Source organism: Pseudoalteromonas sp. HL-AS2 (assembly GCF_031198805.1).
GTDB classification, from domain to species: Bacteria; Pseudomonadota; Gammaproteobacteria; order Enterobacterales; family Alteromonadaceae; genus Pseudoalteromonas; species Pseudoalteromonas nigrifaciens.
On record NZ_CP133571.1, the window covers coordinates 541,098 to 553,567 of the forward strand.

Below are 12,470 nucleotides of genomic sequence, written 5' to 3' on the forward strand. Positions count from 1 at the left end.
TTCCACCGCGATTGAATTTATAAACTCACTGAAAAATAAAACCCCGCGTTTATTACCATAAACGCGGGGTTTTTTTACCTGATATCTATATCTTAATCATCAATTTTGGCAAATGGGGCGCCTAAACGGGTAACTGTTTCAGGAAGTTGATCATCAAGAATATCTGCTTTGTCGTCGCCCCAAGCAAGTACCACGGTAGAGCCAAGTTTAAAGCGGCCCATTTCTTCACCTTTTTTGAGGCTAATAGCGTTTTCGCCCTTGGCTGGGTAGTTCCAGCTAAATACATCGCTACCAGCTGGTGGTGTTACTGTACCCGCCCAAATAGTTTCAATGCTGGCAACAATAGTTGCGCCAACCAGTACCATAGCAAGTGGACCTATTTCAGTTTCAAAAATAGCAACCACACGTTCGTTACGTGCAAACAAGTTAGGCACGTTTTGCGCAGTCAGCGGATTTACTGAAAATAAATCGCCTGGTACGTAAATCATTTTACTTAATGTGCCATCAATTGGCATATGAATACGGTGGTAGTCTTTTGGCGCTAAATAAATAGTTGCAAACTTACCGCCTAAAAATGGGGTTGTATCGTCTTTATTACCACCAAGTAGTGCTTGTAGGCTGTAATCGTGACCTTTAGCTTGAATTAGTTGGCCGTCAACAATATCGCCTAATTGGCTAATTGCGCCATCTACTGGATGAATAATAATGTCGCTGTCTGCAACTATTGGGCGTGCGCCATCTTTTAACGGACGGGTGAAAAACTCGTTAAAGCTTTCATAATGAGCAGGATCTGGGTGTTTAGCTTCACTCATATCTACTTTGTATTGCTTAATAAACAGTTTAATTAACGTGGTTGTTAACACACCCGCTTTAGCAGCGGCTAGTTTTCCTACTACGCGTGAAATAAAGTGTTTTGGCATTGCGTACTGCATTGCGATTTTAAATTTATCTAAACTCACTGGTTGTTTCCTAAATTATACGCGAGGCGCGCGAGAGCCTGCACGGCCATCGGCCATTGTTTCTAAAATTCTGTGGTAGCTGTCAAAGCGCAATTGCGAAATTTTGCCATCAGCTACGGCTTCTTTAATTATACAGCCCGGATCGTTTAAATGTTTACAGTCTCTAAATCGACACCCGCCTATAAATTCTCTAAATTCTTTAAAGCACCAAGTTACACGATCAACTTCTAAGTGCCATAAACCAAATTCACGTATACCTGGTGAATCTATTAAGTTACCGCCGCTTGGTAAATGATGTAGGCGAGATACCGTGGTGGTATGTTGGCCTAAACCACTGTTTTCAGAAACTTCTTTAGTTAGAATTTCAGCATCTGGAAGTACGGTATTAACTAAAGTAGATTTACCTACGCCACTTTGACCAACAAAAATATTGTTTTTTCCAACGAGTACATCTTTTAATTCGTCAATGCCATCGGTACTTATATTACTAACCAATAAAACTTTGTAGTCGAGCTTGCGGTATACATCGAGTACTTTTTGTATTTCACTAAGACCTTGCGCATCGATTAAATCTATTTTATTTAGTACTAAAATAGGCTCTATACCCATATCTTCGCAGGCTATTAAATAACGGTCGATAATACTTGGGGTAAATTCGGGTAATACTGCTGACACCATTAATATTTGGTCAATATTAGCAGCTATTACTTTTACACCGTCGTAAAAATCAGGGCGAGTAAGTTGTGACCGACGCTCTTGCGTTGCTTCAATTACACCAGCTAAATCGCCTTCGCTTACTTTAGCGCGACGAAACAGTACTTCATCCCCACACACTAAATTAGACACAGTGCGGCGTATATTACAGCGTAGTACTTCGCCGCTTTCAACTTCCACATCGGCATGTTGACCAAAACGACTGATCACAATAGCGCTTTCTACTTGGCCTAAATTATCGGTTTGCCATTCTTGCGCACCTTTTTTAGCAGGCCTTGCATCAGCACTGCTTATACGCTTTTGATGATTAGCCTTGATCTGACGAGACTGGCCTTTACTTAATTTTTTTTGTTTTGCCACAGGAGGCCTATAACCTTAGTTAAATGTCGACTTAGCTAAAAAATGCTTTAGCTCGACGTATGATGCTAATATGATATATCGAAATGCGCTGGATCTAAAGGAAAGCACCGCTTAGGTAATTATGAATATTAATAAATCAAACTTAATTTGGCTCGATCTTGAAATGACCGGACTCGAACCAGAGACCGATAAAATACTCGAAATTGCGACCGTTGTCACTGATGCTGATTTGAATATATTAGCTGAAGGGCCAACTATTGCCATTCATCAAAGTAATGAGTTGCTTGATAATATGGATGAGTGGTGTACCACTCAGCATGGAAAATCGGGTTTAACAGCACGCTGCAAGGCAAGTACTTACGACGAAGCCTACGCGGTTGAGCAAACAATAGCCTTTTTAAAACAATGGGTACCTGCAGGTGCATCACCGATGTGTGGTAACTCAATAGGGCAAGATCGTCGCTTTATGAATAAATATATGCGCGAATTGGAAGACTTTTTTCACTATCGTAATCTAGATGTAAGCACAATTAAAGAGCTAGCGCGTCGCTGGAAACCAGAGGTACTTGCACAAGTGAATAAAAAAGGCTCACATCTTGCGCTAGACGATATTAAAGATTCGATTATGGAATTAAAGGTCTATAGAGAAAAATTCTTTAATTTATAAAAAACACTTGCAAACACACTGTATTATTGTAGAATCCTGCCCCGCTCAAGACGATAACCCACGCGGGGTTAGTGTGTTTGAGTTGTATAAATATAAAGCAGGACTAGCTCAGTTGCTAGAATGTTGAACGCGACTTGTCGCGCACCAACGTAAAATAACTAAAGAAATAAAAATGCGGCACTAGCTCAGTTGGTAGAGCGCGACCTTGCCAAGGTCGAGGTCACGAGTTCGAGCCTCGTGTGCCGCTCCAATTTCTAACCAAAAGAAATTGAAGTTATTTATATAACTAGAAGTAAAAATGCGGTACTAGCTCAGTTGCTTGAATGTTGAACGCGACCTGTCGCGCACCAACGGACGAATTACTGACTACTTTATAATGCGGCACTAGCTCAGTTGCTAGAATGTTGAACGCGACTTGTCGCGCACCAACGTAAAATAACTAAAGAAATAAAAATGCGGCACTAGCTCAGTTGGTAGAGCGCGACCTTGCCAAGGTCGAGGTCACGAGTTCGAGCCTCGTGTGCCGCTCCAATTTCTAACCAAAAGAAATTGCAGTGTTGAATAAAAATGCGGTACTAGTTCAGTTGCCAGAATGTTGAACGCGATTTGTCGCGCACCAACGGACGAATTACTAACTACTTTATAATGCGGTACTAGCTCAGTTGGTAGAGCGCGACCTTGCCAAGGTCGAGGTCACGAGTTCGAGCCTCGTGTACCGCTCCAATCTTTTATTCCATAACAAATACCCCTAAATAAAAAGCCATAAAAAATTTCTTATTTTAAATACAATCTTTCTCTATCTGATTTCATATGCAGTGAACTACCCAGCGACTAAAGAACACTTGGTTTTCTCGCTATCCATTCGATAAAAATTGCGTTAAAGCCTTTAGTAATTAGCAACGATAATTACTCGCGAAGAGCAAGTTATTTACCAATAAAGTGATGTGTTTTTACTGTGGTAATTAATGGGTGTGCGTTGGGAGTGAAGTTTAAGTGCTGAACAGGCGACTTATTAAAACAACTCGCCCTGAATGGTTGCTAGAATCCGCCTAGAACCACCTCTGTCTCGATGTTCACCTAAATAAATGCCTTGCCATGTACCTAGAGCTAAATAGCCATTTGTAATAGGGATGCTTAACTCACACCCCAATGTACTTGCTTTAATGTGTGCTGGCATGTCGTCGTCACCTTCATAATCGTGACGATAATAGGGTTGGCACTGCGGAACAAATTCATTAAAGTGGCTTTCCATATCCATGCGTACAGTAGGATCGGCATTTTCATTAATGGTTAGGCTAGCTGAAGTGTGTTGGATAAATAAGTGTAGTAAACCCACTTTGTAATTTGTGAGTTCGGGGATTTGAATGAGTATTTCGTTATCAATTAAATGAAAACCTCGGATACGAGGTTTTAAAGTAATGACTTTTTGTTGCCAACTCATAACTTATCGAAACTCACTTCAATATTGGCGTTACCCGCATCGCAGGTAAATGGCATGAGTATTTTTTTACCTTGGCTTTTATGGGTAATTGTATGGTCTTTACCAGATACAACTATTGGAGTTGCCATATCAAAGTCGAAACCTTTTTGACCCAATAAGTTTTTAGCGCCACCTGTAACCATATTAGTAATTTCGCCTACCATATCGGTTACTTCTTCATTTATACTATCTGGACGTTCGCCAAGCATACGCTCCATGATAGTTAGTGCTAACTGCTCATCAAAAGTTATTGAAAAAGAGCCTCGTGTTTGCGGGCCAACCATTCCGATCAGGCCTGATACATCACCACAAGCTTTCTCATCAGTTTTAATGCGTGGCTTACCTGGCTTTAATTGTGTTTGAGCCATTGTACTTAATACATTGATTAAAGAAGATAAAAAAGGGTTGATGAACTCTACATTCATATAATTTACTCTTAAATTAGTGCTAAAAAATAGCGATATAAAATATTTATATCGCTACTAAAACTATGCAGCTCTGCAAGACTCACACCTTCCATGTGCTTCTATTGTTTGCGCCGATACAACAAACCCACCTTCCGCAGCTAAACTATTTAGCTCATGCGAAATAACGGTTGAATGCAGTTCTTTAACAAATCCACAGGTATCGCAAATTAATAACTGTACAGGATGAATATGATCAAAATGATGGCACAACATAAATGCATTGGTGCTTTCAATTTTATGAATAAAACCAAGCTCAGCCAAAAAATCTAATGCACGGTATATCGTGGCAGGTTTAGCGCCAGTTTCTGTTACTTTTAATTGCTCGAGCAAATCATACGCGCCCACACCACCTTGCGCACTTGCAAGTAAACGAAATACCTTTTCACGGATAGGTGTAAATCGCGCACCACGGTTGTCACATACTTGTTTTGCTTTACTTACGAGTGATTCTATATTCATCGTTCTCTTATCCTTATGCTACCTTGATATAATATCACACTGTATTTAAGTTGCAGTGTTTAAATTAAACGCGTTTGTTAAAGCTATTCACTAAGGCGTGTTTATCTTTAGAGGTTAAATTAATAGTAGCGAGTTTGGTTTTAGGGAGGGCAGTACTTATTGTATAGTGTCGCTATTTTCCATTAATAAGCGATAACGCTTGTTTGGATATTTGCTTGTAGTAAATGAGCAAGTAAATAATACCTATGTAGTAGCTTCAGTACTATATAGTAAAATAATGAAGGCCATTAGTTTTAAACTACATTAAAAGTACATTGGCTTTCTCTAATTTCTAATTACTCAGGTTATTACTTATAAAGAATTGCATGACTTTTAGTTTTGTTTACTATTTGTGCATGCTTAATATGCGTAGCGTAATAAGCACACTTTATATTACCCAAACAATCGAGTGGTGCTTAAATTATGCACTGCTCAATACCAGCTTAGAATGTAAAACCAAGTCGAGTTACCCAAAATGCAGATGGTTTAGTATTGTTTTTAATCGTTTGGTTTAAATATCAAGCGAACAGCATTTTATTTTAAGTTTTCTTTAAAAAACGCTTGCGTAAAACTGGCTGCGCCCTATAATGCGACCCCACTGAGACGGCAGACAGCAACGCTTAGCGAGGCAAGAGTCAATCAGTGAGTCGAGTAAAACTTAAGTTTAGATTTTTATAAAGTTTACATTTAAGTGTTGACAAAAAAATAGGAAAGCGTAATATGCGCAGCCCTAGCGAGATAAAGTTTTACTTTATTGTCGCGACGTTCTTTAACAATATAAAGCAATCATCTGTGTGGGCACTCGTACAGATTGAGTTCTAACAGCCAACCTACTTACTCTTTATGGGTAATTAGCGAGGCAAACAAATTAGAGTCTCAATTGAAAACTGAGTGACCAACAGAAGTAACTTATTTATAAGTTGCTTCGGCACAGTCAATTCAATATCGAAAGATATTAAAAAATTCAGAATTCATTGAGCTGTCGAAAGACATAAAACTTTTTAATTGAAGAGTTTGATCATGGCTCAGATTGAACGCTGGCGGCAGGCCTAACACATGCAAGTCGAGCGGTAACAGAAAGTAGCTTGCTACTTTGCTGACGAGCGGCGGACGGGTGAGTAATGCTTGGGAACATGCCTTGAGGTGGGGGACAACAGTTGGAAACGACTGCTAATACCGCATAATGTCTACGGACCAAAGGGGGCTTCGGCTCTCGCCTTTAGATTGGCCCAAGTGGGATTAGCTAGTTGGTGAGGTAATGGCTCACCAAGGCGACGATCCCTAGCTGGTTTGAGAGGATGATCAGCCACACTGGGACTGAGACACGGCCCAGACTCCTACGGGAGGCAGCAGTGGGGAATATTGCACAATGGGCGCAAGCCTGATGCAGCCATGCCGCGTGTGTGAAGAAGGCCTTCGGGTTGTAAAGCACTTTCAGTCAGGAGGAAAGGTTAGTAGTTAATACCTGCTAGCTGTGACGTTACTGACAGAAGAAGCACCGGCTAACTCCGTGCCAGCAGCCGCGGTAATACGGAGGGTGCGAGCGTTAATCGGAATTACTGGGCGTAAAGCGTACGCAGGCGGTTTGTTAAGCGAGATGTGAAAGCCCCGGGCTCAACCTGGGAACTGCATTTCGAACTGGCAAACTAGAGTGTGATAGAGGGTGGTAGAATTTCAGGTGTAGCGGTGAAATGCGTAGAGATCTGAAGGAATACCGATGGCGAAGGCAGCCACCTGGGTCAACACTGACGCTCATGTACGAAAGCGTGGGGAGCAAACGGGATTAGATACCCCGGTAGTCCACGCCGTAAACGATGTCTACTAGAAGCTCGGAGCCTCGGTTCTGTTTTTCAAAGCTAACGCATTAAGTAGACCGCCTGGGGAGTACGGCCGCAAGGTTAAAACTCAAATGAATTGACGGGGGCCCGCACAAGCGGTGGAGCATGTGGTTTAATTCGATGCAACGCGAAGAACCTTACCTACACTTGACATACAGAGAACTTACCAGAGATGGTTTGGTGCCTTCGGGAACTCTGATACAGGTGCTGCATGGCTGTCGTCAGCTCGTGTTGTGAGATGTTGGGTTAAGTCCCGCAACGAGCGCAACCCCTATCCTTAGTTGCTAGCAGGTAATGCTGAGAACTCTAAGGAGACTGCCGGTGATAAACCGGAGGAAGGTGGGGACGACGTCAAGTCATCATGGCCCTTACGTGTAGGGCTACACACGTGCTACAATGGCGCATACAGAGTGCTGCGAACCTGCGAAGGTAAGCGAATCACTTAAAGTGCGTCGTAGTCCGGATTGGAGTCTGCAACTCGACTCCATGAAGTCGGAATCGCTAGTAATCGCGTATCAGAATGACGCGGTGAATACGTTCCCGGGCCTTGTACACACCGCCCGTCACACCATGGGAGTGGGTTGCTCCAGAAGTAGATAGTCTAACCCTCGGGAGGACGTTTACCACGGAGTGATTCATGACTGGGGTGAAGTCGTAACAAGGTAGCCCTAGGGGAACCTGGGGCTGGATCACCTCCTTATACGATTTAGAACTTATTTGTTCGTAGTGTCCACACAGATGATTGTTAATTAGTGCTTGTCCTTCGGGATAACTAATTAATATGCTCTTTAAAAATTTGGAAAAGCTGATAATAAAATTCTGATGAATAACATTGTTATTTATCAAGAGTTTTCAAAAGTAAAAAAAGAATGGTAGCAGTACCATTCAGTGCCATTTAATTAACTCTTTGAGTTGATTGATTGGTATCTACTTTAGTATTCAATATTGACTTCTGGCGAAGTTAAACTGTCACACAACAAAGACCCGTTTGGGTTGTATGGTTAAGTGACTAAGCGTACACGGTGGATGCCTTGGCAGTTGGAGGCGATGAAGGACGTATTAACTTGCGATAAGCCTAGTCAAGCTAGTAAAAAGCACTTGAGACTAGGATTTCCGAATGGGGAAACCCACCTGCTTGCAGGTATCGTTAACTGAATACATAGGTTAACGAGGCGAACGCGGAGAACTGAAACATCTAAGTACCCGTAGGAAAAGAAATCAACCGAGATTCCGAAAGTAGCGGCGAGCGAAATCGGAACAGCCCTTAAGCTTATTATGTGTTAATGGAAGGCTGCTGGAAAGCGCCACGATACAGGGTGATAGTCCCGTACATGAAAAGACATTTTAAGTGAAATCGAGTAGGTCGGAGCACGTGAAACTTTGACTGAATATAGGTGGACCATCATCTAAGGCTAAATACTCCCAACTGACCGATAGTGAACCAGTACCGTGAGGGAAAGGCGAAAAGAACCCCTGTGAGGGGAGTGAAATAGAACCTGAAACCGTGTACGTACAAGCAGTAGGAGCCCACTTGTTGGGTGACTGCGTACCTTTTGTATAATGGGTCAGCGACTTATATTTTGTAGCGAGGTTAACCGATTAGGGTAGCCGTAGGGAAACCGAGTCTTAACTGGGCGAATAGTTGCAAGGTATAGACCCGAAACCCGGTGATCTAGCCATGAGCAGGTTGAAGGTTGAGTAACATCAACTGGAGGACCGAACCCACTAACGTTGAAAAGTTAGGGGATGACTTGTGGTTAGGAGTGAAAGGCTAATCAAACCGGGAGATAGCTGGTTCTCCCCGAAATCTATTTAGGTAGAGCCTCGGACGAATACTTACGGGGGTAGAGCACTGTTAAGGCTAGGGGGTCATCCCGACTTACCAACCCTTTGCAAACTCCGAATACCGTAAAGTAATATCCGGGAGACACACGGCGGGTGCTAACGTCCGTCGTGAAGAGGGAAACAACCCAGACCGCCAGCTAAGGTCCCAAAGTCATAGTTAAGTGGGAAACGATGTGGAAAGGCCCAGACAGCCAGGAGGTTGGCTTAGAAGCAGCCATCCTTTAAAGAAAGCGTAATAGCTCACTGGTCGAGTCGGTCTGCGCGGAAGATGTAACGGGGCTAAACTATGCACCGAAGCTGCGGATTCATCTTAGGATGAGTGGTAGGGGAGCGTTCTGTAAGCCGTTGAAGGTGTACCGGGAGGTATGCTGGAGGTATCAGAAGTGCGAATGCTGACATGAGTAACGATAATGGGAGTGAAAAACTCCCACGCCGGAAGACCAAGGGTTCCTATCCCATGTTAATCAGGGTAGGGTAAGTCGACCCCTAAGGCGAGGCCGAAAGGCGTAGTCGATGGGAAACAGATTAATATTTCTGTACTCGATATAATTGCGATGGGGGGACGGAGCAGGCTAAGCAAGCATGGCGTTGGTAGTCCATGTGAAAGTGAGTAGGGCGTTTGTTTAGGTAAATCCGGACGAACATTAAACCTGAGACACGAGACGAGTCACTAAGGTGATGAAGTTGCTGATGCCATACTTCCAGGAAAAGCCTCTAAGCTTCAGATTATATGGAATCGTACCCCAAACCGACACAGGTGGTCAGGTAGAGAATACTAAGGCGCTTGAGAGAACTCGGGTGAAGGAACTAGGCAAAATCGTACCGTAACTTCGGGAGAAGGTACGCTCCTATCTGTGATGAGACTTGCTCTCTAAGCGGACGGGAGCCGCAGTGACCAGGTGGCTGGGACTGTTTATTAAAAACACAGCACTGTGCAAAATCGCAAGATGACGTATACGGTGTGACACCTGCCCGGTGCCGGAAGGTTAATTGATGGGGTTATCCTTAGGGAGAAGCTCTTGATCGAAGCCCCGGTAAACGGCGGCCGTAACTATAACGGTCCTAAGGTAGCGAAATTCCTTGTCGGGTAAGTTCCGACCTGCACGAATGGTGTAACCATGGCCACGCTGTCTCCACCCGAGACTCAGTGAAATTGAAATCGCAGTGAAGATGCTGTGTACCCGCGGCTAGACGGAAAGACCCCGTGAACCTTTACTACAGCTTGGCACTGAACATTGAACCTACATGTGTAGGATAGGTGGGAGACTTTGAAGATGAGACGCTAGTTTTGTTGGAGTCAACCTTGAAATACCACCCTTGTAGTTTTGATGTTCTAACGTTGGTCCCTGAATCGGGATTACGGACAGTGCCTGGTGGGTAGTTTGACTGGGGCGGTCTCCTCCTAAAGAGTAACGGAGGAGCACGAAGGTTGGCTAAGTACGGTCGGACATCGTACGGTTAGTGTAATGGTAGAAGCCAGCTTAACTGCGAGACAGACACGTCGAGCAGGTACGAAAGTAGGTCATAGTGATCCGGTGGTTCTGAATGGAAGGGCCATCGCTCAACGGATAAAAGGTACTCCGGGGATAACAGGCTGATACCGCCCAAGAGTTCATATCGACGGCGGTGTTTGGCACCTCGATGTCGGCTCATCACATCCTGGGGCTGAAGTCGGTCCCAAGGGTATGGCTGTTCGCCATTTAAAGTGGTACGCGAGCTGGGTTTAGAACGTCGTGAGACAGTTCGGTCCCTATCTGCCGTGGGCGTTTGAGAATTGAGAGGGGTTGCTCCTAGTACGAGAGGACCGGAGTGAACGAACCGCTGGTGTTCGGGTTGTCATGCCAATGGCATTGCCCGGTAGCTACGTTCGGAACTGATAAGCGCTGAAAGCATCTAAGCGCGAAGCAGGCCTCGAGATGATTTCTCACTAGAGCTATAAGCTCTCTGAAGGGCCGTTGGAGACTACAACGTTGATAGGCAAGATGTGGAAGTGCTGTGAGGCATTAAGCTAACTTGTACTAATTACCCGTGAGGCTTAACCATACAACGCCAAACGCGTTTTATGTGACAGTTCAAGCAAGAAGTTAATATTGCTAAAGTAGATATTTACGCAAAGACTTAAAAAATATTATCAGATATTTTCCAAATTCAGTTAATTTGTAGTGATATGAATTAACGCCCTAATTTGCTTGGTAACAATAGCGTTTTGGACCCACCTGACCCCATGCCGAACTCAGTAGTGAAACGAAACAGCGCCGATGATAGTGTAGCATTTGCTATGTGAAAGTAGGACATTGCCAGGCTCCAAATTGTAAAAAGCCCGACTAGAAATAGTCGGGCTTTTTTACGTCTGCAGAAAAGTGAAGTGTGAGTGGCTGAACTTTGAACGCTGACGTTTTCAATATAAATGGTATCTATATTTTTTGCTTATTCTGATATAATAATGTTTGAATTTAGCGCAGATACGCCTGATTTTATATTCTAAAACACCCCTTTTGATTGTTCCCTATGGTGTAGTTATTTATTAATAATAGATCTAAATGTGTGTAAATAAGCAAAAAAGAGATATTTAAATTGAACGAAATGTACTTAAACTTATATAGCACGGTGTACCAATGAAACCACTCGATAGACGCTTTTCTGTAGCCCCAATGTTGGATTGGACTGATCGTCATTGTCGTACTTTTCATCGTAAAATGACTAAGCATACAGTGTTGTACACGGAAATGATCACCACGGGTGCTATTTTGTTTGGCCGAGGCGACTACCTACACTTTAATCAACACGAAGGGCCTGTTGCATTGCAGCTGGGTGGCTCTGATCCACAGGCTCTTGCACAATGTGCAAAGCTTGCGGGTGAGCGTGGTTATGACGAAATTAACTTAAACGTAGGTTGCCCGTCAGATCGCGTGCAGAATGGTCGTTTCGGTGCTTGTTTAATGGGTGAGCCGCAATTGGTTGCTGACTGTGTGGCGGCAATGAAAGCAGAAGTAAATATACCTGTTACGGTTAAAACGCGCATTGGTATTGATGAGCAAGACTCGTATGAGTTTTTGTGTGCACTTATAGAAACGTCGCATAATGTTGGTTGTGATGATTTTATTATTCATGCTCGTAAAGCTTGGTTAAAGGGGTTAAGCCCTAAAGAAAACCGAGAGGTACCGCCGCTTGATTATCCACGTGTTTATCAGTTGAAAAAAGATTATCCACAACTCGATTTAAGTCTTAATGGTGGTGTTAAAACAATTGAACAAAGTTTAGAGCATTTACAGCATATTGATGGTGTGATGATTGGTAGAGAAGCGTATAGCAACCCATTTATACTCAATGAAGTGGATGAAAAGATTTATGGTGATATCGCTAACACGCAATCTCGTCATGATGTCGTGCGCTCTATGTATAGTTATATTGAAGACGAAATGCGCTTAGGGGCTAACTTTTGGCATGTTGCTCGTCATATGCTGGGGATTTTTCAGGGGCAGCCTGGTGCCCGTGGATTTAGGCGTCATCTGTCTGAAAATGGCCATGGAAAACAAGCCGACTTATCGGTAATGGATAAAGCTTTGAGTTTTGTACCTGAATAATCAGCTAAGTGAATAATTTAATAAATGAATAAATACAGCCATCTTCGGATGGCTTTTT

7 protein-coding genes, 3 tRNA genes and 3 rRNA genes are annotated in these 12,470 nt (G+C 43.3%); 8 read left to right on the forward strand and 5 right to left on the reverse strand.

The genetic code is table 11. The annotated features are described in order from the left end of the window. Positions 1–92: 92 nt before the first annotated feature. The gene (gene asd / locus RB215_RS02545) at positions 93–959 is read right to left on the reverse strand and encodes an archaetidylserine decarboxylase (RefSeq protein WP_309216828.1); all 867 of its coding nucleotides are present in this window, start codon (positions 957–959) and stop codon (positions 93–95) included. A 15-nt stretch (positions 960–974) separates the two neighbouring features. Continuing rightward, a complete protein-coding gene (gene rsgA, locus RB215_RS02550; protein WP_011327196.1) occupies positions 975–2,033 on the reverse strand; it encodes a small ribosomal subunit biogenesis GTPase RsgA in 1,059 nt (352 codons plus the stop codon). A 121-nt stretch (positions 2,034–2,154) separates the two neighbouring features. On the opposite strand from rsgA, the gene orn reads away from it, so the two are divergent. From orn to RB215_RS02570, 4 genes are all read left to right on the forward strand, one after another. Next, entirely contained in the window at positions 2,155–2,700 is a 546-nt protein-coding gene (gene orn / locus RB215_RS02555) for an oligoribonuclease (RefSeq protein WP_011327197.1), read from the forward strand. 174 nt (positions 2,701–2,874) lie between these two features. Then, positions 2,875–2,950: transfer RNA gene (locus RB215_RS02560), tRNA-Gly, on the forward strand. Positions 2,951–3,155: 205 nt separating this feature from the next. Continuing rightward, positions 3,156–3,231: transfer RNA gene (locus tag RB215_RS02565), tRNA-Gly, on the forward strand. A gap of 116 nt (positions 3,232–3,347) precedes the next feature. Then, positions 3,348–3,423 (forward strand) — tRNA-Gly (locus RB215_RS02570). Between the two features lie 289 nt (positions 3,424–3,712). On the opposite strand, the gene RB215_RS02575 is transcribed toward RB215_RS02570, so the two are convergent. From RB215_RS02575 to RB215_RS02585, 3 genes are all read right to left on the reverse strand, one after another. Further along, positions 3,713–4,141 carry a secondary thiamine-phosphate synthase enzyme YjbQ gene (locus RB215_RS02575; protein ID WP_309216829.1) on the reverse strand — a complete coding sequence of 143 codons (429 nt, stop codon included), beginning with the start codon at positions 4,139–4,141 and terminating at the stop codon, positions 3,713–3,715. Next, positions 4,138–4,605, reverse strand: coding sequence for a chemotaxis protein CheX (locus RB215_RS02580; protein WP_011327200.1), 468 nt, complete (start codon positions 4,603–4,605; stop codon positions 4,138–4,140). The genes RB215_RS02575 and RB215_RS02580 overlap by 4 nt, the downstream gene beginning before the upstream one ends. 63 nt (positions 4,606–4,668) lie before the next feature. Next, complete coding sequence (locus RB215_RS02585) at positions 4,669–5,106, reverse strand: transcriptional repressor (RefSeq protein ID WP_011327201.1); 438 nt, start codon at positions 5,104–5,106, stop codon at positions 4,669–4,671. Positions 5,107–6,147: 1,041 nt separating this feature from the next. Between RB215_RS02585 and RB215_RS02590 the strand changes: the two genes are divergently transcribed. The 4 genes from RB215_RS02590 (at position 6,148) to dusA (ending at position 12,412) form a co-directional block, all read left to right on the forward strand. Then, positions 6,148–7,683 (forward strand): 16S ribosomal RNA (locus tag RB215_RS02590). A gap of 299 nt (positions 7,684–7,982) precedes the next feature. Beyond that, positions 7,983–10,871 (forward strand): 23S ribosomal RNA (locus RB215_RS02595). Positions 10,872–11,016: 145 nt separating this feature from the next. Continuing rightward, positions 11,017–11,131: ribosomal RNA gene (gene rrf, locus RB215_RS02600) — 5S ribosomal RNA — on the forward strand. Together the 16S, 23S and 5S rRNA genes form the textbook arrangement of a ribosomal RNA operon. Before the next feature lie 348 nt (positions 11,132–11,479). Continuing rightward, positions 11,480–12,412 (forward strand): tRNA dihydrouridine(20/20a) synthase DusA, encoded by a 933-nt coding sequence (dusA, locus tag RB215_RS02605; protein ID WP_375144255.1) that lies wholly within the window; start codon positions 11,480–11,482, stop codon positions 12,410–12,412. Positions 12,413–12,470 lie beyond the last annotated feature (58 nt).

Coding starts and splice junctions, on each gene's coding strand:
- RB215_RS02585 (WP_011327201.1), bottom strand. CDS start 5,106: ATGAATATAGAATCACTCGTAAGTAAAGCAAAACAAGTATGTGACAAC.
- dusA (WP_375144255.1), top strand. CDS start 11,480: ATGTTGGATTGGACTGATCGTCATTGTCGTACTTTTCATCGTAAAATG.
- orn (WP_011327197.1), top strand. CDS start 2,155: ATGAATATTAATAAATCAAACTTAATTTGGCTCGATCTTGAAATGACC.
- RB215_RS02580 (WP_011327200.1), bottom strand. CDS start 4,605: ATGAATGTAGAGTTCATCAACCCTTTTTTATCTTCTTTAATCAATGTA.
- RB215_RS02575 (WP_309216829.1), bottom strand. CDS start 4,141: ATGAGTTGGCAACAAAAAGTCATTACTTTAAAACCTCGTATCCGAGGT.